The organism is Rhizobium mesoamericanum STM3625 (assembly GCF_000312665.1).
GTDB classification, from domain to species: Bacteria; Pseudomonadota; Alphaproteobacteria; order Rhizobiales; family Rhizobiaceae; genus Rhizobium; species Rhizobium mesoamericanum.
In genome coordinates this window covers 1,276,579-1,300,375 of sequence record NZ_HF536773.1, presented here as the reverse complement: position 1 = coordinate 1,300,375, position 23,797 = coordinate 1,276,579, and the positions used below count along the sequence as shown (strand labels likewise).

Below are 23,797 nucleotides of genomic sequence, written 5' to 3'. Positions count from 1 at the left end.
CGGTTAGCGTAGGCGCTTGCCGTCGTTGTCGAACAGAAAGACGCGGTTGACACTCAGACCGACGGTCAGCGTGTCGTGATTACCGGCAGCGCGCGACTCCGGGCGCTCGATAATGAGCGGCTCGCCGCCTGCCGTTGTTGCATAGATGTAGCTCGTGTTGCCAAGGTGCTCAGCGACGTCGATGGTGACGGTGAGATCGGCCTCGCCCTGCCCGGCGTCGACAAAATGCTCCGGCCGGATACCGAGGGTCACCGGCGCGCCGGGCATGACCGGGCAAGTGGCCGGCATGCTCAGGCGGACATTCTTGTCGCCGGCAAGCGCAACGGTCGCGGTTGTGCCATTCTTTTCAATAATTTCCGCCTTGAGGAAGTTCATCTTCGGCGAGCCGACGAAGCCGGCGACGAACTGGTTGGCAGGATCATCGTAGAGGTCGAGGGGCGCGCCTACCTGCTCGATGTTTCCGGCACGCAGGACGACGATCTTGTCGGCAAGTGTCATCGCCTCGGTTTGGTCGTGGGTAACGTAGATCATCGTCGTGCCAAGCTGCTTATGCAGCCGCGAAATCTCGACGCGCATCTGAACGCGCAATTCCGCGTCGAGGTTCGACAACGGCTCGTCGAAGAGGAACACGTCAGGCTCGCGCACGATAGCGCGGCCGATTGCGACGCGTTGACGCTGGCCGCCCGAAAGTTGTTTCGGCCTGCGCTGCATCAGCTCGTTTATTTGAAGGATGTTGGCCGCATGCTTGACGCGCTTTTCCGTATCCGCCTTCGGGTTGCCGTTCATGCGCAGACCGAAGCTCAGGTTTTCCTCGACCGTCATGTGCGGGTAAAGTGCGTAGGATTGGAAGACCATCGCAATACCGCGGTCGGCTGGCTCCACGTCATTGACGACCCTGCCGCCTATATTGATCTCGCCACCCGAGATATCTTCAAGGCCAGCGATCATGCGAAGCAAGGTCGACTTGCCACAGCCAGATGGGCCAACAAAGACGACAAACTCGCCGTCCTTGACCTCAAGATTGGCGCCATGGATGATTTCCAGCGCGCCAAAGCGCTTGACGACATTTTTCAACGAAAGTTCGGACATCAGGCATTCCCCGATTATTTGACTGCGCCGGCCGCGATGCCGGCGATGAAGTGGCGCTGCAGGAACACGAAGACGACCAGGATCGGCGCCGTCAGCATGATTGCTCCAGCCATGATCCCTCCCCAGGATACCTTGGTGAGACCGATCAGCGTGCCGAGCGCCACCGGTGCCGTCATCATCCCGGGCTTAGAGTTGATCAGCAGTGGCCAGAGGTAGTTGTTCCAGGAGTGGAGGAAGAGGATGATAGCCAGCGCCGCCATCGTTGGTCTCGCAAGGGGTAGTGCGATCCGCAGGAAGATCTGCCATTCCTTGACGCCCTCGACGCGCGCGGCGTCGAAGAGCTCTCCCGGCATCATGGTGAATGCCTGACGCATGAACAGCACGCCGAGTGAATTGAAGAGCGGCGGGACAATCAATGCCATCCAGGTGTTGGCCAGCTTGAATTGACGAGCCACCATGATGAATTGCGGAATGACCACTACGGCGAAGGGCAGCGTAATCGTGCCTAGGATGATGGCGATCACAATCGACCGCCCGACAAACCGGTAGCGCGCAAGTGCCCAACCGGCCATCGAAGTCAAAAGCACCGACAAAATCGTGTAGATTACGGCAACACCGATGGAAATGGATATCGCGCGGATGAAATCGGTGTCGGCTTGGAGGTTCTTGACGTTTTCGATGAAGTTCGTGGACGGCCAGAGGACGATCTGAGGGCTGAATATCCCGAAGTCGGACATTGTCGAGAAGACAAACATCATCCACAGCGGAAACAGCCAGATGATCGCCAGTGGTGTCAGCACGGCGTGAAGGGCGATCTGCCGTAGCAGCAGGGATTGAGATTTCGATCTCATTTGGGCTCCCTTCCGATCCAGAGGTTGAGCAGTGAGATCGCGACCGCGAGCGCTGCCATGGTGTAGGCGATGGCGGAGGCGTATCCGAAATTCAGCGACAGGAAGCCCTGGCGATAAAGGAGAAGGCCGAGTGTTTCGGTTCCGCCACCGGGACCGCCGCGATTGGTGATGAGGAACGGTTCGGTAAAGAGCTGCATCGTGCCGATAACTGACAGAATGACGCAGAAGAGGATAATCGGCTTCAGCAGTGGCAGCGTAATATGAAAAAATTGCTGGGATTTGCTGACCCGATCGAGCGTTGCCGCCTCGTAGACATCGTCAGGAATGGATTGGAGCCCGGCAAGGATGATGATCGCGTTATAGCCCGCCCAGCGCCAGGTGACGGCGATGATAACAAGCGCCATCGCAGCATGGGCATTATCGAACCAGGAAACGGCCGTAAGTCCGATAAGCGTAATCAGCTTATTGACGATGCCGAAGTCGAAACTGAACATCAGGCGAAAGACCGCGGCATAAGCGACCTCCCCGACGACGACGGGCGCGAAGAAGGCAAAACGGAAAAGAGGTCGCGCCTTTAGGAGAGGTGAGTTCAGAAGAACCGCCATCACCGTAGCGATCGCGATCATGACCGGCACCTGGATCACCAGGATGATCAGGGTATTGTAAAGGGCGTTGTAGAAGGCTGGGTCGCTGAAGAGGCGGCCCCAGTTGACGGTGAGACTGAACTTCCATGGATTGACGCGCGTGTTCTGAAACGAGATCAGAAACGAACTGATGATCGGCCAGACCCAGAAGGTGGCAAAGACCAAAAGATAAGGCGCAAGAAAAGCGTAAGCGTTCCGGTTCCGGATCGGCATTCTATTCTCCTCACAGTCGAAACGAGCCATCCCGAAGGATGGAGGCTGGGCGCCATTCAGCGCCCAGCGGAACTACTCATTTCGCGATGGGAAGGCCTGTCGCCGTGGCGATCTGGTTTGCAGCGTCATCCAGCGCAGCTTTCGCGTCGGGATAGCCACCGGCGAAGTATTTGGTCTGCGCCGCTTTGTAGATCGAGTCGGCATCCGTCTGGAATGGGGTGCCACGGCTTGGGACGATCTTCGGTAGGGTCGAAAGAATATCGGCCCACACCTTCTGGTCATGCCAGTAGGGCTGCGGCTGGTTGACGAAGGGGTCCTGGACGGCGGTCAACAGCGACGGTACGAGGCCAAAGGACTTCAGCATCGTCACCTGCCCCTCATTGGTGCCAAGTGCATAGTTGATGTAGGTCCAAGCTGCTTCCTTGTTCTGAGAGTTGGCAGCGATTGCGAGCGATGAACCGCCGAGATTTGCCGCATGCGGCCCGTCTTTCGTCAAGCTCGGCATCATGTAGACGCCCCACTTCCCGGCAAGATCGGGGGATCCAGAGCGGATCGTACCTTCGTACCAGCCGCCATACATCTGGCTTGCCACCTTGCCTGCGGTATTGGCCTGGATCTTCTCGTCCCAGATGGCTGCCGTCAGGGTGCCGGCATCCTTCATCTGCTTGACCTTTTCGAGTGTCGCAACACAGGCCGGCTGATTGATGGTGATCATCTGGCCATCGGTCGAGAAGTAACCGCAGCCCTGCTCGTTGGAAATCATGCGGAACCATTCGCTGTCGCCGTTGAAGTCGGCTTGCGCCATGACAACGCCCGGATTGGCCGCCGAGATCTTCTTGCCAGCCGCGATGAAGTCGTCCCAGGTCTTGATGGTCGACGGATCAACGCCTGCCTTTTCATAAAAATCACGGCGATAGAAGACAGCGACCGGGCCCGAATCCCAGGGCATGGCGTAGGCGACGTCGCCGACCTCAAGCTCGGTGCGCTTGAAATCCGGGAACTTTGCCTGAATTTCTGGCGTGTAGCCGAGTTCTTTCAGGTTGGCGAAGCAGTCGGGAAAGCGGCTCCAGAAGATTTCCGCCTCGAAATTCTCGACGCTGACGATGTCGGGTAATCCTTCTCCGCCGGCCGCGCAGGCGGCAAGCATCTTGTCGAAGACCTGCTGGTTGCCGAGGTCCTCGACCGTAACCTTGATGTCCGGGTGCTGTTTGTTGAAACCCTCGAGCGTGGACTTCAGCGCCGATGCGGCGATGTTCCAGCTCCAGATCGTCAGATTGCCCGACTGCTGTGCAAATGCAGAACCGGATGCAAGCAGTGCGACTGCAGCGGTCGCACCGATGAGTTTGAAGCGCATTGAAAATCCTCCCTTTTCAATTGCCGTCCCTTAGCGAACGCGGCTAGACTATCCGGAAGGGAGCCGCTGTCTCCTAAAAAGGGAACATGGATTTGGCGGAAAGTAAGATCGTAAAGCGGGCTGTTTACCAGCCGGGTGCGAGCAGTATCGAAGGATTGCCGACGGCCCTTCAGATGTTTCACAACCATCCACCTGTGATGCTGATGCCGCATTGGCATGTCCAGGTTGAAGTCAACTACATCATGCAGGGCAGCGTGCACTACCGCATCAACGGCGAGAGGATCTCAATGAATGCAGGTGACATGTGCCTGTTCTGGGGCGGGCAGCCGCACCAGATGGACGATTGTTCCGAGGACTCGATCTATTCCGGCGGGCACCTTCCGCTTGTGTACTTTTTTCGGATGCGCCTGCCGATCACGATCTCCAGCCGTCTGATGAAGGGCGAGATCCTGTTCACCTCGGCAACCGACGCTGCCGACCTTGAGAACTTTCCGCGCTGGGTGCGCTACGCAAAGTCCGGTGATCCTGCAAAGGCGCAGCATGCTGTCGACGAGATGCTGTTGCGGATCGAGCGAATCGCACTCGAACCCTATTCGATGCTTCCGACAGTTGGGCCGACCGACGCTGATGACATCGAGCAGTGCTATCCGCAATCGTCACGCAGCGTGGCGCGCATGTGCGACTTCATTGCGGCCAACTTTCTGCAGGAAATTGATTCGGTCGATATCGCTCGGGCCGCTGATCTTCATCCGAAATATGCGATGAACCTATTCAAGAAGACGACCGGGATGACGCTCAACAAATATGTCAATCTGCTGCGGCTTTCGCGCGCGCAGGCGATGCTTATGAACGAGGAGGCAAATGTCTTGCAGGTCGCGATGGACAGCGGTTTCGGCTCGATCAGCGCCTTTAACAAGTCCTTCCGCCATGTCGCCGGGATGTCGCCTTCCGATTTCCGCCGTGATGTCCGCATGGTCGCGCAGTACGCGCCCTAAGCTACCGACCGTATTTCCTCACGGGCTTCGCGTCGTCGCAAACACATTGTAGACGAGCTCGGCTGAGGCTGAGAGCTCGCGATCCTTGAGTTTGATGAGCCCGAATCCGGGGACCGATATGTCCCCCTCGATGCGCAATGCCTTGACGAGACCGTGGCGTTGCAGCAGGGCCGCGACAGGCTCGGCGAAGATTCCGAGCCGCTGGCTCTGGAGAATCAGCAACATTGTCAGCAGCGCATCGGCTGTCGACACGACGCTTGCCGGGACGATGCCATGGCGGCGTATGAAGTCGTCGACAACGTGTCGAAGGAACGAGCCATGTGGCTGGAGCACCCAGCTTTGGTGCCTGAGGTCTTCCTCGGTGACGAGTGGTTTGGAGGACAGGGGATGATCAACTGCCACGATGACGCGCAGGGTCTCTTGACCAACAGGCAGATAGTCGAACCAGAGTGGATTCATGCCACTTGGAATGCGGCATACGGCAAAGTCCAGCCTTCTGCTCAGCACATCCTCGAGCAGGACGTCGCTGCTGCCGACGGCAATGCTGATGTCGATCGTCGGGTGGGTCTCAAAGATCCGTTTCAATGCGGGAGCAACGTAATCGGCTGCCGGCGTCATGATTGTACCGAACGCGACGCTGCCGCCCTGTCCAGCTGCAGCTACCACCATCTCGTATTCTGCGCGTTGAGCTTCGGAGATCAGCATCTTGGCGTGTCGAACGATCACCTCGCCCTGGGGCGTCGGTACGAGGCCACGATTGTGCCGCTCGAACAGCTGGTGGCCGGACATTTGCTCCAGCTCATTCAAGGTCCTGGATAATGCCGGCTGCGAGACGCCAAACATTTCCGCGACCACGCCGAGTTTTCCATGTTCGCTGAGCGCCACGAGCATCTTCAAGTGGCGCAGCCTGAAACCGTCCAATCCCATGATTGCCTCACTCGATATAAGATATTTGCATATCAAAATGCGAAAGACTGATTATACATTCCTGTATCGATCAGCTAAGTGCATGACAACAACGGCGTCAACGCAAGGAAATTCATCGTGGTTGAGAAAACACCTTCCCCGAATCAGAACGCAGTTCAAGAGCAGGATGGGTCGCGCCAGCTTCGCTCCAAGGCCTGGTTCGACAATCTCGCAAACCCTGACATGACCGCGCTCTATCTGGAGCGCTACATGAACTTCGGTCTAAGCCAGGAAGAGCTGCAGTCGGGAAGGCCGATCATCGGTATCGCACAGACTGGCTCCGACCTGTCGCCGTGCAATCGTCACCATCTTGAGCTGGCCAAGCGCGTGCGCGAAGGCATTCGCGACGCTGGCGGTATTGCCATCGAATTCCCTGTGCACCCGATCCAGGAAACCGGCAAGCGTCCGACTGCGGGTCTCGACCGCAACCTTTCCTATCTGGGCCTCGTCGAGGTTCTCTATGGCTATCCGCTGGACGGCGTCGTCCTGACGATCGGTTGTGACAAAACGACGCCCGCCTGTCTCATGGCCGCGGCGACCGTCAACATCCCGGCGATCGCGCTCTCGGTCGGCCCGATGTTGAACGGATGGTTCCGTGGCGAACGTACGGGCTCCGGCACGATCGTCTGGAAGGCTCGTGAAATGATGGCGCGCGGGGAGATCGACTATCAGGGCTTCGTCAAGCTCGTCGCGTCGTCCGCGCCTTCGACCGGTTACTGCAATACCATGGGTACAGCGACGACGATGAACTCGCTTGCCGAAGCACTTGGCATGCAGCTTCCGGGCGGCGCCGCAATTCCAGCACCCTACCGCGATCGTCAAGAAGTGTCCTATGAAACCGGCCTGCGTATCGTGGAAATGGTCCGCGAGGACCTGAAGCCCTCCGACATCCTGACCAAGGACGCCTTCATCAATGCCATCCGTGTAAACTCGGCAATTGGCGGCTCCACGAACGCTCCGATCCACCTTAACGCGCTTGCCCGTCATGTCGGCGTTGAGCTGACGGTCGACGACTGGCAGACCTACGGTGAGGAAATCCCGCTACTCGTCAACCTGCAGCCAGCCGGCGAATATCTTGGCGAAGACTATTATCATGCCGGTGGCGTTCCCGCCGTCATGGGCGAGCTGATCAAGCACGACCTTCTCAACACGAGTGCTATGACCGTCAATGGCAAGACCGTCGGCGAAAACTACACGACGGCGACCATTGAGGATGACAAGGTCATTCGTCCGTTCGAGCGTCCGCTGAGGGAGCGTGCCGGCTTCCGCGTCCTGCGCGGCAATCTCTTCTCGTCCGCCATCATGAAGACGAGCGTGATTTCGCCTGAATTCCGTCAGCGTTACCTCTCCAACCCGAACGATCCGGAAGCATTCGTCGGTCGTGCGGTGGTCTTCGACGGTCCGGAAGATTACCACCATCGCATCGATGATCCGGCGCTGGCGATTGACGCCTCGACGATCCTGTTCATGCGTGGTGCTGGCCCGATTGGCTATCCGGGTGCCGCTGAGGTCGTCAACATGCGTGCGCCGGATTACCTCCTGAAGCAGGGCATCAGCTCCCTGCCCTGCATTGGTGACGGCCGTCAGTCCGGTACATCGGGCTCGCCCTCTATCCTCAATGCCTCGCCGGAAGCGGCCGCAGGCGGCGGTCTTGCACTTCTCAAGACTGGCGACCAGGTTCGCATTGACCTCAAGAAGGGTACGGCTGATATCCTGATCAGCGACGACGAGCTTGCCGAACGACGCAAGGCGCTCGAGGCTGCCGGCGGTTACGTTTATCCGGAGAGCCAGACGCCCTGGCAGGAGATTCAGCGTACCTATGTCGGTCAGATGGAAACCGGTGCCGTGCTCGAGCCCGCTGTCAAGTACCAGCGCATCGCCCAGACCAAGGGCATTCCGCGCGACAACCACTAAGTTCTGGGCGCGCCGGTCGTGGCGCGCGTAGTACGAATACGGCCGCTGAAGTACAATGGGCGCGCGATGCCATCTTGGGCAGCGCGCCCATTCTCATTTCGGCGACGAGGTCAGGTTTCCCCGGTTTTGACCTTGCCGACCGACACCTGTTGTGGTCGATTTTGGCCCGCCGCCGGGATTGGAGGGCGGTGGGTTCGTTTTCATCTTGAGCGCCTCCATCGCTCGCGTGACGGAACATGTCGATGTCCTACACACTTTTAGATTCCGCCGCCGCGGGCGGCTTGTTTGTCGGTCGTGTCTGGAACCCTGCTGCCCACGGACCGAGCGTCGTGGCCCTCAGGGATGGTCAGCTGGTTGACATCACCTCCAAAGCCGTGCCGACGGTGAGTGCGCTCCTCGAACACGCCGATCCAGCCGCCTTCTTGCGCGTTGCGCCCGGCCCAGTGCTCGGTACGCTGCAGGAGGTCGGCGCCGTTGGTATCGGAACGCCTGACCCGTCCCGCCTCCATCTGCTTGCTCCCGCCGATCTCCAGGCGATCAAGGCCTGTGGTGTGACGTTCGCCCAGTCGATGATCGAACGTGTGATCGAAGAAAAGGCTGCCGGAAATCCGGACCGCGCCGCCACGATCCGCGAGCGCGTCATGACCCTCATTGGCGGTAGCCTCAACAATCTGAAAGCAGGTTCGCCCGAAGCCTCGAAGGTCAAGCAGGCGCTGATTGAGGAAGGCATGTGGTCTCAATACCTCGAGGTCGGCATTGGGCCGGACGCCGAGGTTTTCACCAAGTCGCCGGTCCTGTCGTCTGTTGGTTGGGGGGCAGATGTCGGCCTGCATCCAATTTCAACCTGGAACAATCCGGAACCCGAGATCGTGCTTGCCGTCAACAGCCGTGGCGAGATCAAGGGTGCCAGTCTTGGCAATGACGTCAACCTGCGCGACGTGGAAGGCCGTTCGGCGCTGCTACTTGGCAAGGCGAAGGACAACAATGCGTCCTGCTCGATAGGCCCTTTCATCCGGGTGTTTGACGAGACTTACAGTATCGATGAGGTGCGCAAGGCCGAACTCGACCTCAAGGTTACAGGGGCAGACGGATTTATCCTTCACGGAAAGAGTTCGATGTCGAAGATCAGCCGTGATCCCGTAGACCTCGTCAAGCAGACCTGCGGGCCTCACCATCAATACCCGGATGGTTTCATGCTGTTTTTGGGGACGCTATTTGCCCCGACACAGGATCGTGACGCACCAAACCAGGGTTTTACCCACAAGGTGGGTGATGTCGTTGAAATTTCCTCGACGGGTCTCGGCTCGCTTGTCAATACGGTGCGGCTCTCGAGCGAGTGCTCTCCATGGACTTTCGGTATCGCCGCCCTGATGTCAAATCTCGCAGCGCGCGGGCTGCTCTAGGCGGGTAATATTGCGGCGATCGTCCTCAAATCTTGCGCCGGATGGCATAAGACGCACGCCCTGCAACCATGATCTTTCCTCAAGACCTAATTGGCGTGCTGCTTGCACGCCCCTTTCAGCAATGCCATGCCTGCATCGGTCGAGCACACATGTGGCGTGGCCGGTCTCAAGGAAAAAACGTCCGCTCCGGCTGAAAGCCGAACTGGCGCGCCACCGCATCACAATCTTTGCTTAGGATAAGGTTGTGTTCATACAGTTTCTCATCTTCGCCGCCGGTGGTCGGCTTCGATTGACGACCTCGCGAACGGGTTAGAAATCCCGCGGATTGAGGAGGCCGGGACCTGTCATTTCGAGATCATCGAGATTGCGTGTGGCCAGGCGTGCGCCGTTCACGCGCGCTATTGCAGCGAGCATCGCATCGGGTGCGGTCATCGCGTGCCCCTGACGAGCCGCTTGCCCCATGATTTCACCATAGGCGAGCGCGGCTGTGAGACCGAACATTCGATCTGTAAACCGACGATCCGTTCCATCAGGCCCTGTTCCAAACACTCGGCTGGTGCGGCCTGATGTTTTGAATGCCGATAGCAATCTCGGCAATTCTCACAGTGAGCAGTGCAATTCAGCGTGGAACCGAGCCAGCCAAGCCATGACGGCTTCGTTAGGATCCTTTCGCAATGTCTCCGAGAGGACGTTCATATCGAGAATGCCCTGATGAGGCCCCCCGCGTCATCCATACGCGAAGCAAAAAGCGCACGCTCTGTTCCTGCGCAATGCAACGTATATATTCTTGCAAGAATGAATGAAACCGCTGAGGGTGCTATGAAGAAGGTCCTTGCATTGATTGGCATTCTCGCGCTTGTCGGGTGCACTACGAAGGACTTTTCCTCGCCTGGTCTCGATCCAATCCCAGGCAGTGTGACCTACGGCGGTCAGCCGCGCACCAAACTGATGAAATCGCCGCCCGGGTCGACCTTTCCGCATAATTTCATTGACCAGTGGGGTCAGCAGGTCGACGAGACCTATATGGTACAACCCGACAGGTCACTGAAGATCGTTCACAGGGAAATCCGGCCAATTCGCTTCAACCGCTGACCGCTGGGATTTTTGTCAGCTGATATTACCGAGGAGTAGGAACTAACAATTGAATTTAGTCGACGGCTAATACACATTTCATGGAGGTGCTATATACCGGAGGTCGAGCGATGATCGCGACGCCAGCCCGGCACATGGAAACATTGATGATGAATGCAAAGACGCCGAATGCCATCGATATCTATGTTGGTTCTCGCGTGAGGATGCGCAGGCAGCTCCTCGGTTTAAGCCAGGAAAGACTCGCTGATCAAATAGGTGTCACATTCCAACAGGTGCAGAAATACGAGAAAGGCCTGAACCGAATTGGTGCCAGCCGACTCCAACGGATTGCCGAGGTGCTGAGCACGTCTCCGAGCTTCTTCTTCCAACAGGATGACTCTGAGCCGCAGAGCTTCGCCGGATCTGAGGTGAGTGTCGCAGCCGACCCTGTTGCCGAATTCCTGCATTCGAAGGAAGGCCTCGCGCTAAACCGCGCTTTCCTGCAAATCACCGACACGCAACTGCGCGAGAAGATTGTCGCCTTGGTCAAGGCGATGGCCCAGGCGCAGGAAGGACGTGGCGTTGCAAACGACCGATCGAAACAAGGCGAGACCTTCGCCTGAGCCCGACGGGAACGACGCGAGTGCGCGTGCCGGGTCATCCTCAGTGTGCGGCGTTCTGAAAAGGCTACGCCCGCTCTTCCCATACCTTTACGAGTTCCACAATGGTCGCGACAGCCTTCTCCATGTCCTGCCTGCTGATCCATTCCCGCGGTGAGTGGAAGGCATGGCCGCCGGCGAAGATGTTCGGGCATGGCAATCCCATGAAGGAGAGGCGCGAACCATCCGTTCCTCCCCGGATGCTGCCGCGGATGGGCGACATACCGGCGCGCCGGATGGCCTCAACAGCGTTCTCAACAATCTGAGGGTGGCGATCGAGGACGACCTTCATATTGCGATACTGCTGCTTGACGACAAAGGTGTAGGACGAACCCGGATAGTCAGACATGACCTCCTGCACCAATGCCTCGAGACGTTTCTCCTTGTCGATGAGGCCGGCTTCCTCGAAATCCCGGACAATGAGGCTGATAGCAGCCTTTTCCATCGAACCGGTCACGCCGGTCGGATGAATGAAGCCTTCTCGTCCCTCGGTCGTCTCTGGTGCGGCATTCCTCGGTAACCGGTTGATGATGGCGCCCGCGATCTTGATGGCATTCTCCATCTTTCCCTTGGCAAAGCCCGGATGGATGGCGACGCCCTCAATGGTGATCTCGACGCCATCGGCCGAAAACGTCTCGTCCTCGATGTGCCCGGCGGTTTCGCCGTCCATCGTATAGGCAAATTGCGCACCAAGCTTGGCCAGATCGACCTTGTCGACGCCCCGACCGATCTCCTCGTCGGGCGTAAAAAGCAACTTGATTGGCCCATGTTTGATGCCGGGATTGTCTACAAGGATTTGCGCCGCCGTCATGATCTCGGCAAGGCCCGCCTTGTCATCGGCGCCGAGCAGCGTCGTGCCATCGGTGGTCACGATGTCGTTGCCAATCTGGTCTTTGAGGGCCGGATTGTCGCGGACCCGAATGACCTGCTTCTTGTCGCCGGCAAGCTGGATGTCTCCACCCTGATAGTCGCTTAGGATCTGCGGCTTCACGTTCGCCCCGGTGAAGTCGGGTGCGGTGTCCATATGCGAGCAGAAGCAAATGACCGGAACCGCCTTGTTGGTGTTGGAGGGAATGGTCGCATATACATAGCCATGTTCGTCAAGGTGGGCATCGGAGAGGCCGATTGTCCGCAATTCCTCGACCAGCAAACGACCCAATTCCTTCTGTTTCATGGTCGACGGCTGCGTCGACGATACCGGATCCGATTGGGTGTCAATGACGACATAGCGAAGAAAACGATCTAGGACGGTATCGGTCATGGCGGGTCCATTCCAGTTTTGGCGTCGTCCGATATAGCCCTCGAGCATGCGTCATGAACAGAGTGATTCAAGCGCTGAGGAAATCTCTGGACAACAAATGATTGTCTTGTGCCGTCGTGTCCGACCAAACTGAAGAGGCTGGGGAGCGGGCATGTCGGACTTAAGTCCGGTGGAACCTTACAACGGCGGACTTAGTTTTAGGCTTGTAAACCAAAGACATAATGATAGGAGTGCCAGATGAGAAAAATCATTCTAGTCGGCGCATTTGTGGGTGCATTGGCGTCCTGCACAGCCACCGAACAGGGAACGGCGATAGGTGCGGGTACCGGTGCCGTCATTGGTGGTGCGGTCAGCCACAGCTGGGGAGGAGCAGCCGTTGGGGCTGTGGCAGGCGGCGTCGCAGGCGCCCTGATTGGACGCTCGACGGAACGTCGTGGCTATTGTGTCTACCGCGATCGATATGGCCGCAGGTATGAGGCGCGCTGCTGACAGCGCGAAATGGCCGCCTCTTTTCAGAGGCGGTCTCTTCCCGACGAGAACTAGTGAGTGCTTTGCTGTTTTGCCCTTGCGACGATCTGGGTCGGGTTTACGAACTGCAAAGCGAGAACCAGCCAGAACAAGGTCGTGACCATATAGACCACGGCCATCGCATCGATCGACTGACCCGCACGCACGCCTGACGCAAAGACGGCGTAATAGAGGGACACGACCAACGTTTGTGTGGTGGGGCCGGCAATCAGGAAGGTCAGTTCAAACATTGCGATGGTGCGCACCAGCACGAGGAGCAGTGCGGCCAGCATCCCCGGTAGAAGCAGCGGCAGCAAGATACGCAGAAACAGGTTCGTCGTTCCGGCGCCGAACACGCGTGCGGCCGCTTCGATACGCGGGTCGATTTGTTCGATGAAGGGGATCATTACGAGCACGACAAATGGTAGGGACGGCACGATGTTGATCAGGACGACGCCCCAGAACGTCCCGCCGAGACCGAGCTGGTAAAGGACGGTTGCCAGCGGAATGCCGTAGGTCAACGGCGGGATCAATAACGGCAACAGAAACAGCAGGATAACTAGGCGCTTGCCGGGAAAGTTGCGGCGTGCCAGCGCATAGGCTGTCGTGACGCCGAGAATTCCCGAGATAATGACGACGGTAAATACGATCTCAAACGTGATGAGGACGACACTGGATAGCTGGAATTCCTTCCAGGCACTGAAATACCAGCGTGTTGTCCACCCAGCCGGCAACCATGTGCCGAGCCAGCGCGTCGCAAACGAGTTGACGATGACGGCGGCGATGACGGCAAGCAGATTGAGGACAAAGAGAGTGGCGAGCGCCCAGATGGCGAAACGCCAGATCTTCGAAGTGAAGCCCTGATCTCGGATCATGTCTAGCCTTTCGTGCCGCCGGCCGGGCCGCGGTAGAAGAGTGAGCGTGTCGCCAGAACGGCGAGCACGACTACCAGCTCTACGCCGCCCATAATGAGCGCGATGGCCGAACCGAGCGAGTGATCATATTGCTCGAAAGCTGCCTGATAGGCGGCGATCGAAATGACGCGCGTGGGGCCGGCAGGTGCTCCGAGGAGGACAGCAGAGGGGAACACTGCGAAGGCCTGCACAAAGGCCAGACAGAATGTGACGGCCAGTCCCGGAACGAGTAGAGGCAGAAAGACGCGGAAGAACCTTTGGCGAGGGCCGGCACCCAAGGTCGCCGCCGCTTGCTCGATCGCCGGATCGATGCCGGTCACGTAGGATAGCGTCAAGAGGAAGGCGAAGGGAAAACCAGTGATCAACAGCGAGGCAAAGACGCCCCAGTAATTGTTGGTCAGCTTGACGGGCGCCTCGAGTAAGCCAAGCATCAGCAGTGTATGGTTGAACCAACCGCGTGGCCCGAGAAACGTCAACAGGCCGTCGGCAACGAAGACCGTGCCGAGAGTGATTGGCAAGACGAGAATGGTGGTCAGCAGCCGCTGTCTGCGCATCAGGCGTACGCGCAGCGCGACCGGGACGGCGAAGGCAAGGTTGATCACCGTAACCGGCAGCGCTAGCCACATCGTTGCGGTGATGGTCTGGTACTGGAATGGATCGCTGAAGAACTTCGTATAGTTGGCGTACCACGAACCCTCCTTCGGCAGGAGGGAATCGACCAGCCCATAGAGAAAGGGGTAGACAAACAGCGCCATCATGAATGTCAGACCAGGCAGCAGCAGCAGTGTCGTGCCATCGAGTCCTCGGGCGGCAAGACGTGTTTGCAATGACGGTCCGCTCATGCAGCCGCTCCCGCAAAGACCAGTGCCCGGCCGGCAGCCGGTTGCAGCCTGGTTGATGCTCCCCGCGCCAACGGTTCGTCAGCCCGAAAATAAAGTTCCGAGCCGTCGGACGCCCGGGCCATGCCGAAGAAGGCGCGCCCGCGATATTCCATGCTGCTGACTGTGGCGGCAATCCCCTCGCCGCCTGAAGCGACAAGATCTTCCGGGCGGACGGACAGGATTGCGGCGTCGCCAACCCTGAGCGGCGACCGCATCGTGCCCGTGAGGCGGGCGCCGGCGGCCTCGATCTCGGCCTCGTCGCCGGACACGCGCGTAATGCGACCTGAAACACGGGTCCTGAAGCCCATAAAATCCGCAACCTCGACATTCACGGGCCGTTGGTAGAGATCCTGTGGCGAACCGATCTGTTCGATATTGCCTTGGCTCATGACGACGATGCGGTCGGCAAGTGACAGCGCCTCGTCCTGGTCATGCGTCACATAAATTGTGGTGGACCCGATCTGGTCGTGGATGCCGCGAATTTCGGCGCGCATCTCGAGCCGCAGTTTTGCGTCGAGGTTCGAGAGCGGTTCGTCCATCAGCACGATTGGCGGGCGAATGACAATGGCGCGGGCGATCGCCACGCGCTGCTGCTGCCCGCCAGAGAGCTGGCCCGGCAATTTGTCGGCCTGGCTTTCGAGGCGGACCATGGCCAGGGCATCTCGGATACGCTGGTCGGCCTCCGGACCTTTGATACCCTGCATTGCAAGGCCGAATCCGACGTTCTTGCGAACGCTCATATGTGGAAACAGCGCGTAGCTCTGGAAGACCATGCCAAAGCCGCGACGCTCAGGTTCAAGTTGGTCGATGCGTGTGCCGCCAAGGCGAATTTCGCCGCCGGTCAGCGCCAGCAGGCCGGCGATGCAGTTCAGCGCGGTCGACTTGCCGCAGCCGGACGGACCAAGCAGTGCAACGAACTCTCCCGGTTCGATTGCAAGATCAATGCCGTTCAAGGCGTTAAACGCTCCAAAAGCACGACGCATTCCATCGAGTTCCAGGCGTGCGCTCTTGCGCACGGGTGCGGCGGCATTCGTAACCGGGGTCAAACCAATCTCCATCTGCAGAATGAGGTGGCCAGCCCGAGAGCAAATCGCGGGCCGGCTGATGTCGTTCGATCAGCCCTTCTTGGCGCCGATCTTTTCGTCCCACAGACGGAAGGCTTCAACCAGCTGCTTTGGTTGCAGCGGAACCTCCAGCGGATTATTGGCGATCCAATCGGCATATTCCGGCCGACCGAATTCCTTGATCGTCTCCTGGCTTTCCTGCGGCGCCATTTCGAGGGTGACGTCCTTGACAGCCGGACCAGGGTAGAAATAGCCGGCGTCATAGGCGATTGCCTGCTGCTTGGGCTGCAGGATGTAGTTGAGGACGTCGATCAGCACGCCGATCTTCTCGTCCGACACTCCCTTCGGGATCACGGCGTAATGAGCATCGGTCACCCAATGGAAGCCATCGAGCTTCTGCACCTTTGCCTCGGCCGGGACGATCCCGAGTGCGCGCGGATTGATGTCCCAGCCTGTCGTGGAGACGACGATATCACGCGTCCCCTCGCCAAGCTCTTTCATCACCTGGCCGGTTCCGGTCGGATAGTACTCGATGTGTTCGCCGAGTGCGGCAAGGTAGTCCCACGTCTTTGCCCAGCCCTTGGCTGGATCGCGCGGGTCACTGTCACCAAGGAGATAGGGCAGCCCCATGAGGAAGGTGCGGCCGGGACCCGAATTAGCCGGTCGCGCATAGATGAAGCGATTCTTATTGGCCTTGGCCCAGTCAAGCAGTTCCTGTGCCGATTTCGGCGGCGTAGGTACCTTGTCAGGCATATATTCAAGCAGCGGACCGGAGGGATAATAGGTGATGACGACGCCCTGATCCTTGGCAAGTGCCTGCATTTTGAAGGCCTGCGGCTGCAGGATCTGCTCGAGATTGGGAAGCTCCGCCTTGTGTGCCGCGAGATCAATCCAAAGTGCTTGATCGAGGCCTGCCGAAAGGGCGTCCGTTCCTGTCAGAACGAGATCGATATCCACTTTGCCGGCGGCCTGCTGCGCCTTGATCTTGCCGGGCAGCTCAGGTGCAGGTGCCTTGGTGAAGGCAAAGCTGGACACCCAGTCGGCCTTTTCCGCGGCGTAGGCTTCAAACATTCCCTGCGTCAGCGCCAGGTTGCCGGCGACGTCCGCGATCGTGATTGTGACTGGGCTTGCCGGTTTCTTCGCCTGAGCAAATACCTTTAACGGCAACATGGTGGCGACGGCGGCGCCCGTCGCGGTCCCGACAAATGTTCTACGGGTAACTTTCATACTATTTCTCCTCCTCTTGTTATCCGCCGCTGGAATTGCGGTGCTAGGCGTCCTCGGCCGGTCGCTACGGAGACCGGAACCTGTCTCTAAATGACTGAAACCTCCTGAAATAATTGCCGAAAACACCGCTTCTCCTCGGGGGTGCCTTGGCAGTCGGAATAAATTGATATACTAGTATGCAGGACCAAGTCAATGTCAGGGCATCTTATGCAGGCAGCAGTTGTTCCCGTTCCGGCGGCCGCGGCTTTGGGAGCCGAGAGACCGGCGAAGCTTCGCCGGGTGACAACAGCCGACGCGATCTTTGATCGGCTCTACGCGGATATTCTCGCTCTTCGGATGCCACCAGGAATGCAGCTGCAGGAAAAGCGGATCGCAGAAGAGTTCAACGTCAGCCGCACGCCGGTTCGCGAAGCGTTGCTTCGCCTGTCCGAGGGCGGTCTCGTTGACATCTACCCACAATCCGGCACGGTCGTGTCGCGTGTTCCGGTCTCCGCAATCCCAGAGGCCGTCGTCGTTCGCAAGTCGCTGGAAGGCACAACGGTGGAGCGTGCTGCCGAGATCGCGACGCCAGCCGATATTGCCCGCCTCGAATCCATCATTGCGCGACAGAGATCGCTTGCCGCCCTTGGCGACACATTCGCATTTCACGAGGAGGACGAGGCCTTCCACGAGGCCATCGCTGGCATTGCAGGCTATCCCGGCATCTGGACAATTCTAAAGACGGTCAAGGTGCAGATCGACAGGGCCCGGCGTCTGACGCTGCCCGCTCTTGGCCGCATGGACAATGTTGTGCACGAACATGAGCTCATTCGCGACGCGATAGCGGGTCATCACGTCGAGGCGGCGCGCGCGGCTATGATGCACCACCTCGGTGCCGTCATCCCCGATGTGGCAGAACTTCGCACCCGATATCCCGATTATTTCTGCTGAGTTGAACAGCGGACAACGCCAAAGAAGGCCAAGGAGGAATACATGCGTCAAGGTTGGAGATGGTTTGGGCCAGAGGCGCCAGTGACGCTTGACGAGGTACGCCAGACCGGTGCCACGAATATTGTTTCGTCGTTGCACCAGGTCCCGATTGGTCGCGCCTGGACTGAAGCTGAAGTGCGTGAACGTCAGGCGATGATCGAAACGACGCCGCCCGGGCGCTCGCGCCTCACCTGGTCGGTCGTCGAAAGCATCCCGATCCCCGACGCGGTCAAGCGCAATGGCGGACGCGCGAAGGCAGAAATCGAGGCGTGGATCGCCAGCCTTGAGGCTGTTGCTGCCTGCGGGATTGCGATCGTGTGCTACAACTTTATGCCCGTCGTCGACTGGACGCGCACGGAACTTGACCATGTGATCGATACGGGCGCCACCGCAATGCGCTTCGATCACGAGAAGTTCGCCGCCTTTGATCTTTTTGTGCTCCGCCGGGTCGGCGCAGAGCAGCAATATTCCCGTGAAGACTTGACGCGTGCTCGCCAAGTATTTGATGCAATGAGCGAAACCGATATTGCCGAGATCACGCGGATCATAACGTCGGCCCTGCCGGGTTCAACGACAGAACCGCTGACGATCCCGCAGTTTCGTGAAAGGCTTGCTGCCTATGCCGGCATCGATGCAGGCAAGTTGCGCCAGCATCTGATCGAATTTCTAAAGGCCGTAACCCCGGCCGCCGAAGCCCGCGGTGTCAAACTGACGTTGCACCCGGATGATCCACCGCGTTCGCTCTTTGGTCTGCCGCGGATCGCTTCGACGGCCAACGACTATGCGGCACTTTTCGAAGCGGTACCCTCCGAGGCAAACGGCATGTGCTACTGCACCGGTAGCCTCGGCGTACGCGCCGACAATGACTTGCCCGCAATCGCCCGTCGCTTCGCATCGCGTATCCATTTTGCCCATCTGCGCGCAACCAAGCGCGAGGGCGATGGCCGCACCTTCCACGAAAGCGCGCACCTTGAGGGCGACGTCGACATGGTTGCGGTGCTGAGGGAGCTTGTCGCTGAAGACAGCCGACGCCGGTCGAACGAGACCATCGTTTTCCGCTCCGACCATGGTCATCGGATGCTGGATGATCTCAACAAGAACGTGACGCCTGGTTATCCGGCGATCGGTCGGCTGCGCGGTTTGGCAGAGCTTCGCGGCATCCTCTACGCGTTAGGCGCGCAGCCGACGTAAGCCGACGGCGGGCCGGAAAGGTTTTCTCATCACAGCTGGGGCGAATTGGACCGCCTTGAGACGCAGTGGGACGGATCGGGAACAAACGTCGGAACAATACATTTCTCTTTCTGCAGAGAGGAGAAACGACATGACGTACGACCCCAATGACCCCATCCGAAATTCCAGCACAGAGCCGGACCTGCGCACGACGCCAGTGCACCGCAGCTCGAGAACCTGGATCGGATGGGTTGCCGCGATCGCCGTCATCCTCGTGGCGGCGTTTGCGATTACGGAGTGGTTCAACCGACCGAGCACCGACCTGAACCCGACCGCTTCGACGACTGGATCTCAGCCGACGAAGCCCGTCGCGCCACCTACGGCGCCCGCAAAGACTGCCCCGGCCAATCCATCGACTGGCGGTACGACACAGCAGTAAGTATATTGCGAAGAGGGGCCTCGCCTCTCCGAGGGAGAGGCCCCTATCTCTACCTGTTCGATGGCGCCCCCCTCGGACTTCCACAAAAAAAGCATGCCACGCGTAATAGGCTGCGACACGAGAGAGCGGTGAAGCTCGCAATCGCGGATAGCGCGAGCCAGGAGCAACAAACGCGCTTGACGAGATCAAATCCTTTCAGTTCGATGGCGCCGGAGGGGCAACTTCATCATGGCGGCTCTGGAAACTGGATGCATCATCGCACTGCTCTTGGCATGCTCGGCGCTGCTTGGCACGCGGATTAGCCGACGCCTGCCCGATCATCACCTGTCCGCAGACTCTAAGGAGGCCATCAAGCTTGCCACCGCTGTCGTCGGTACACTTTCTGCCCTTGCGCTCGGCTTTCTCGTTGCGTCGGCCAAGACGACTTTCGATGATGCGGAAACTGAACTGAGAACGTCAGCTGCCCGGCTCATTCTCCTAGACCGTGTCATGGCGCAGTATGGCCCCGAAACGACGGACGCGCGCGCCAAGCTTGCCAATCTTGTGAAGTCCCGGATCGACTTGACCTGGGGAGGCATGTCTGGCGAGCCCATTGGCACGAGGATGGCAGGTGATCTCGGCATCGAACCTGTGCAGAAGCTTTTGAGGGCGCTAGCGCCCAGGGACGATGTACAGCGCCTCCTCAAGGAGCGCGCGTTGGAAGTCAGCAGCGGCATCGCTGAGGCGCATTGGCTGGTCCTCGAGACTGGAAACGAAGGACTTCCGAGCGCCTTCCTGGTTGTGCTGACATTCTGGCTGATCGTGATCTTTCTCACGTTTGGCCTTTTGTCACCTCACAATGGCACTGTCTTGTCGATCATCATCGTCTGCGCGCTGTCTGTCGGAGGTGCGGTCTTCATCATTAACGACATGGCGCACCCATACGGGGGCCTGATCTACGTCTCGGACGAACCTTTGCGGATTGCGCTATCACAGATGGGGCGCGCTTGATCACAGCGCATGGCTCAGTGTGTTGCCACGCGCTTCCTCGAGGCCGCGAGAATGTAGTCGTCAGCAACGTCCGCAATCGCCATGGCGATTTCGGTCGACGAGAAGCCGACGAGCTTTTCTCCCTGGATGATCAGATATACGGCTTCTTCTATCTTTTCGCGGCAGGCGGAAAGCCTGTCGGCGTGGCTGATGATTATAGGACGTAATTCCATGGCCCTTCTCCGGTCGATTTGGCACACTTGATGTGCGTTGAATGCTGATGTTGGTTAAGCAGCGTACCTATTCGGGACAACTGAGACGCTGTCGAATGACAGCCCCGCTTATCGCTCAGTCCAGCGAAAAGGTCCTGCCGCCGTTAGTCTTTAAATGAGCTATTGGCGGCCAAAGCTTCAACTTAACCGTGCCTCGAACATAATCATAAAAAATCGGGTCGGCTTGTGAAATCGACGTGACACTACCATAAATGGAGCGGTCACGATATATACTGCTCAGGGTCGGCAGTACAGCATGGGGCAATATTGCCGCCTCAACCCATCGGCCTTGGCTGTATTGCCGGATGCGGTCAAATTCACGAGCGGCGGCAAAATCTGTACGAGACAGCAATTAGCTCCTTGAAATAATTTACTCTCGGTTGTATTTTTTACCAATATCAGCACAATGCTAGTCTGGCACGAGAAAAACGGGGAATGCCATGAAGGCCAAAACTCCAAATGCTGTTGATGCCTATGTGGGCGAGCGTGTCAGGTTGCGGCGAAAGCTGCTTGGCCTGAGCCAGGTTAGCCTTTCGGAATCCTTGGGGATTACGTTCCAACAACTCCAGAAATACGAAAAGGGTGTCAATCGCATCGGGGCGGGCCGGCTGCAGCGGATAGCAGAGGTACTCGGGGTGCCGATTGGCTTCTTTTTCGACGACGAGAAACCGCAGACCGCCGGCTTGCGCTTGAGTGCTGACACCGACGAGGTGGCAAATTTCATAGCCTCGAAGGAAGGTTTGGCATTGACGCGAGCCTTCATTGCGATCGAAGATCCGAACATTCGTCGAAAGCTACTTGCACTCGCGAGGAGCCTGGGCTCCACACAATCGGTCACGGATGAGCACGATGGCTGGGACCGGCCGAACGAAACGCGGGGATAGGCGGTGCTCCATCTGCAGACATTTGGCGAACTGCGTCTGACCGATGAGGCGGGCAACGCCGTTGGGTATCCCGCCAAGGCGCTATTGGCCATGGCCTATCTCTTCACATGTAAAGGCCATGTCCTTACTCGCCAAGAGGTGGCAACGTTTTTGTGGTCCGATGCCGAGCCCGATCAGGCTGGCCTCAATCTCAGAAAATTGATCTCCCGCATTCGCCAGATCGACGACAGCGACGGCGCGCCGCTTCGGATCACGTCCGCGTCGGTGGGGCTGCGTGCGCACGTCCTGACGATCGATGTGCAGACATTCGATCGAGAAGGTTCACCGATGGAAAGGCTGAAAGCGAGCAGCGAGCTGCTTCAGCGTGATTTCGTCGGCAATCTTCGTTCAGCAAGCAAAGCGATTGACAACTGGATCGCAAGGGAGCAGCGCAGCCATCGGGCTAAGTTGCGTCAGTTGCTCTTGGCGGCGGCCTCATCTGGCCAGTCCGCCGATAATCACCGAACGGTGTCTGGGGCTGCCCTGCAGCTTCTTGAACAGGATCCGAACGATGAGCAGGTCCGAGCGATCCTGCGTGGGCTGCCCGGAATTGCCAACCCGGATCTGCCGTCTCCGGGTGAGAGCCAGACAAGGGGCCATGCCCCACCGGCCGAGGCGCGTAATGCAAACCTGCGCGAGCCGGAACAACGACTTGCTTCGAACCTGCCCCGATTGGTTTTGCTTCCTCCGACATCCCAGGGCAACGTCGTGGGACTCTCGCTTGCCGGTGCGCTGATTGAGGATGTCACGATCGAGCTATGTGCTCTCAGGAATATTTCCATCGTCGCACCCCATACTGCCGAGCAAATTCGCCGAGATTCCGACAAAGCCGCGATGATTGCCCGTCATTCGATCTCCTATCTGCTCGATACGAGGCTCTCCGTCGAGGGGCTCTACGCTCAGCTGATCTACTTTCCAACCGATGAAATTATCTGGGCGACGCGTTTTCCCATGACCGCGGCAACACTGCCGACCCAGCGGCGGCTCATTGCTCTAAACCTCTCGTCATCGGTCGTGGATGAGCTTGCCAGGAAGGAGCAAGCCCGGCTGAGCCTGGAGGCGAACCCACAGGCCTATCATTCTTACCTTGTGGGTGCGAGCCTGCTGAGCAAACTGACGCTGCCGCACATTCGCAGGGCAAGAGCGGCGTTCAAGGAGGCGTTGAAATACAATCAGGACTTTTCCCCGGCATTTACCGGCCTGGCACGGACCTATACCAGCGAGTGGCTGCTGACGGCCCAAGGCAATGCGGAACTGTTGGGGCTTGCGGAGCAGAATTCATTGAAGGCAATTGAGCGGGATGAGGCTTTCGCCAGCGGCTACAGGGAGCTCGGCGTGACAAAACTCTATCTCGGCGACGTTGATGTTAGCGTGGCGGCTCTTAGCCATGCAGAGCAATTGAGCCCGCATTTCGCCGACGTGATTTATAGCCATGCCGACACATTGGTGCACGCCTCCCGGCCCAAGGAGGCTTTAGAAAAGATCCAGAAGGCGATCTCGCTTAATCCCTTATCACCGGATAGCTATCTGTGGTGTGCCGCAGGCGCAAGCTACTTCCTCGAACAGTACGACGACGCCATTGCCTATGTGGAAGCCATGAAGGACAAGGCGCCGGCTTACCGCATTGCGGCTGCGAGTTGTGCAATGATCGGCGACCGCAAGCGGGCCCAGTTCTATCGACAGCGTGCGGAGGCGCTGAACCCAGTCTTCGATGTGGAAAAATGGCTCGCCGTCGTTCCCATGAAGGAGCAATGGCAGAAGGATCTCTACAGAGAGGGGCTTTTGAAAGCTGGATTTTGACACCAACGAAAGGAAACGTCATGTCAAGGGCAGTTATAATTGGCATTGCAGGGGACGCCAAGCTTTGGATTGCGGACCTCGATACGGGGACGATCAAGGAACTTCCGCCAGCCGGTGAATTGGCAAAGATCGCGGACCTGCGCAGAGCGGGTGCCACCGTCGTTAAGAAGGTGGATTTCGCGGTTGCGGTTTCTACGGCGAAGGCGGCGTTCTCCGGTCACTTCGAGCCGCACCCCTGACTA

The 23,797-nt window shown here is 58.5% G+C and carries 24 protein-coding genes and 1 pseudogene; 13 read left to right on the top strand and 12 right to left on the bottom strand.

Going from position 1 to position 23,797, the window contains the following annotated elements:
• Positions 1–3: 3 nt before the first annotated feature.
• The 4 genes from BN77_RS26325 to BN77_RS26310 form a co-directional block, all read right to left on the bottom strand.
• Positions 4–1,089 (bottom strand): ABC transporter ATP-binding protein, encoded by a 1,086-nt coding sequence (locus BN77_RS26325; RefSeq protein ID WP_007537900.1) that lies wholly within the window; start codon positions 1,087–1,089, stop codon positions 4–6.
• Between the two features lie 14 nt (positions 1,090–1,103).
• A complete protein-coding gene (locus tag BN77_RS26320; protein ID WP_007537898.1) occupies positions 1,104–1,940 on the bottom strand; it encodes a carbohydrate ABC transporter permease in 837 nt (278 codons plus the stop codon).
• The gene (locus BN77_RS26315) at positions 1,937–2,797 is read right to left on the bottom strand and encodes a carbohydrate ABC transporter permease (protein ID WP_007537896.1); all 861 of its coding nucleotides are present in this window, start codon (positions 2,795–2,797) and stop codon (positions 1,937–1,939) included. The genes BN77_RS26320 and BN77_RS26315 overlap by 4 nt, the downstream gene beginning before the upstream one ends.
• Before the next feature lie 76 nt (positions 2,798–2,873).
• Complete coding sequence (locus tag BN77_RS26310; protein WP_007537894.1) at positions 2,874–4,151, bottom strand: ABC transporter substrate-binding protein; 1,278 nt, start codon at positions 4,149–4,151, stop codon at positions 2,874–2,876.
• Between the two features lie 86 nt (positions 4,152–4,237).
• Here BN77_RS26310 and BN77_RS26305 point away from each other — a divergent pair, with 86 nt between their 5' ends.
• Positions 4,238–5,146, top strand: a complete 909-nt coding sequence (locus tag BN77_RS26305; RefSeq protein ID WP_040678494.1) for a helix-turn-helix domain-containing protein — start codon at positions 4,238–4,240, stop codon at positions 5,144–5,146.
• Between the two features lie 18 nt (positions 5,147–5,164).
• Here BN77_RS26305 and BN77_RS26300 read toward each other — a convergent pair whose 3' ends face one another.
• On the bottom strand, positions 5,165–6,073 hold the full coding sequence (locus BN77_RS26300; RefSeq protein WP_007537889.1) for a LysR family transcriptional regulator: 909 nt from the start codon (positions 6,071–6,073) through the stop codon (positions 5,165–5,167).
• A gap of 117 nt (positions 6,074–6,190) precedes the next feature.
• Here BN77_RS26300 and BN77_RS26295 point away from each other — a divergent pair, with 117 nt between their 5' ends.
• Positions 6,191–8,026, top strand: coding sequence for an IlvD/Edd family dehydratase (locus tag BN77_RS26295; RefSeq protein ID WP_007537887.1), 1,836 nt, complete (start codon positions 6,191–6,193; stop codon positions 8,024–8,026).
• A gap of 242 nt (positions 8,027–8,268) precedes the next feature.
• On the top strand, positions 8,269–9,429 hold the full coding sequence (locus BN77_RS26290) for a fumarylacetoacetate hydrolase family protein (protein WP_007537885.1): 1,161 nt from the start codon (positions 8,269–8,271) through the stop codon (positions 9,427–9,429).
• A 309-nt stretch (positions 9,430–9,738) separates the two neighbouring features.
• Here the strand turns inward: BN77_RS26290 and BN77_RS35730 are convergent.
• Positions 9,739–10,125 (bottom strand): annotated as a pseudogene (locus tag BN77_RS35730) (PIN domain-containing protein).
• 123 nt (positions 10,126–10,248) lie between these two features.
• Here BN77_RS35730 and BN77_RS26280 point away from each other — a divergent pair.
• Both BN77_RS26280 and BN77_RS26275 read left to right on the top strand, forming a co-directional pair.
• Positions 10,249–10,521 carry a hypothetical protein gene (locus tag BN77_RS26280; protein ID WP_007537881.1) on the top strand — a complete coding sequence of 91 codons (273 nt, stop codon included), beginning with the start codon at positions 10,249–10,251 and terminating at the stop codon, positions 10,519–10,521.
• A 149-nt stretch (positions 10,522–10,670) separates the two neighbouring features.
• Positions 10,671–11,123, top strand: coding sequence for a helix-turn-helix domain-containing protein (locus BN77_RS26275; RefSeq protein ID WP_040678816.1), 453 nt, complete (start codon positions 10,671–10,673; stop codon positions 11,121–11,123).
• 64 nt (positions 11,124–11,187) lie between these two features.
• Here BN77_RS26275 and pepT read toward each other — a convergent pair whose 3' ends face one another.
• Entirely contained in the window at positions 11,188–12,420 is a 1,233-nt protein-coding gene (gene pepT, locus BN77_RS26270) for a peptidase T (protein WP_007537877.1), read from the bottom strand.
• Positions 12,421–12,657: 237 nt separating this feature from the next.
• On the opposite strand from pepT, the gene BN77_RS26265 reads away from it, so the two are divergent.
• Positions 12,658–12,909, top strand: a complete 252-nt coding sequence (locus BN77_RS26265) for a YMGG-like glycine zipper-containing protein (RefSeq protein ID WP_007537875.1) — start codon at positions 12,658–12,660, stop codon at positions 12,907–12,909.
• 50 nt (positions 12,910–12,959) lie between these two features.
• Here the strand turns inward: BN77_RS26265 and BN77_RS26260 are convergent, their stop codons facing one another.
• Genes BN77_RS26260 through BN77_RS26245 form a run of 4 tightly spaced genes read right to left on the bottom strand, consistent with a single transcriptional unit; the run spans position 12,960 to position 17,013 of the window.
• Positions 12,960–13,802, bottom strand: coding sequence for an ABC transporter permease (locus BN77_RS26260; protein WP_007537873.1), 843 nt, complete (start codon positions 13,800–13,802; stop codon positions 12,960–12,962).
• Between the two features lie 2 nt (positions 13,803–13,804).
• Positions 13,805–14,683, bottom strand: coding sequence for an ABC transporter permease (locus tag BN77_RS26255; protein ID WP_007537871.1), 879 nt, complete (start codon positions 14,681–14,683; stop codon positions 13,805–13,807).
• Positions 14,680–15,780: an ABC transporter ATP-binding protein gene (locus BN77_RS26250; protein ID WP_007537869.1), complete on the bottom strand. Its 1,101-nt coding sequence runs from the start codon at positions 15,778–15,780 to the stop codon at positions 14,680–14,682. The genes BN77_RS26255 and BN77_RS26250 overlap by 4 nt, the downstream gene beginning before the upstream one ends.
• Positions 15,781–15,837: 57 nt before the next feature.
• Positions 15,838–17,013: an extracellular solute-binding protein gene (locus tag BN77_RS26245; RefSeq protein WP_007537867.1), complete on the bottom strand. Its 1,176-nt coding sequence runs from the start codon at positions 17,011–17,013 to the stop codon at positions 15,838–15,840.
• 207 nt (positions 17,014–17,220) lie between these two features.
• Between BN77_RS26245 and BN77_RS26240 the strand changes: the two genes are divergently transcribed.
• The 4 genes from BN77_RS26240 to BN77_RS26225 all read left to right on the top strand — a co-directional run bounded on the left by BN77_RS26240 (position 17,221) and on the right by BN77_RS26225 (position 20,581).
• The gene (locus tag BN77_RS26240; protein ID WP_040678491.1) at positions 17,221–17,943 is read left to right on the top strand and encodes a GntR family transcriptional regulator; all 723 of its coding nucleotides are present in this window, start codon (positions 17,221–17,223) and stop codon (positions 17,941–17,943) included.
• Between the two features lie 42 nt (positions 17,944–17,985).
• Positions 17,986–19,173 carry a mannonate dehydratase gene (gene uxuA / locus BN77_RS26235; protein WP_007537863.1) on the top strand — a complete coding sequence of 396 codons (1,188 nt, stop codon included), beginning with the start codon at positions 17,986–17,988 and terminating at the stop codon, positions 19,171–19,173.
• Between the two features lie 130 nt (positions 19,174–19,303).
• Positions 19,304–19,591: a hypothetical protein gene (locus BN77_RS26230; protein ID WP_007537861.1), complete on the top strand. Its 288-nt coding sequence runs from the start codon at positions 19,304–19,306 to the stop codon at positions 19,589–19,591.
• A gap of 228 nt (positions 19,592–19,819) precedes the next feature.
• Positions 19,820–20,581, top strand: a complete 762-nt coding sequence (locus BN77_RS26225; protein WP_007537858.1) for a bestrophin-like domain — start codon at positions 19,820–19,822, stop codon at positions 20,579–20,581.
• A 14-nt stretch (positions 20,582–20,595) separates the two neighbouring features.
• Here the strand turns inward: BN77_RS26225 and BN77_RS26220 are convergent, their stop codons facing one another.
• Positions 20,596–20,793 (bottom strand): hypothetical protein, encoded by a 198-nt coding sequence (locus BN77_RS26220; protein ID WP_007537856.1) that lies wholly within the window; start codon positions 20,791–20,793, stop codon positions 20,596–20,598.
• A 479-nt stretch (positions 20,794–21,272) separates the two neighbouring features.
• On the opposite strand from BN77_RS26220, the gene BN77_RS26215 reads away from it, so the two are divergent.
• The 3 genes from BN77_RS26215 to BN77_RS26205 are packed head-to-tail and all read left to right on the top strand — an operon-like array spanning position 21,273 to position 23,794.
• Complete coding sequence (locus tag BN77_RS26215) at positions 21,273–21,716, top strand: helix-turn-helix domain-containing protein (protein WP_007537853.1); 444 nt, start codon at positions 21,273–21,275, stop codon at positions 21,714–21,716.
• Between the two features lie 3 nt (positions 21,717–21,719).
• Complete coding sequence (locus BN77_RS26210; RefSeq protein ID WP_007537851.1) at positions 21,720–23,555, top strand: hypothetical protein; 1,836 nt, start codon at positions 21,720–21,722, stop codon at positions 23,553–23,555.
• Between the two features lie 20 nt (positions 23,556–23,575).
• Positions 23,576–23,794, top strand: coding sequence for a hypothetical protein (locus BN77_RS26205; RefSeq protein WP_007537849.1), 219 nt, complete (start codon positions 23,576–23,578; stop codon positions 23,792–23,794).
• Positions 23,795–23,797: the final 3 nt, after the last annotated feature.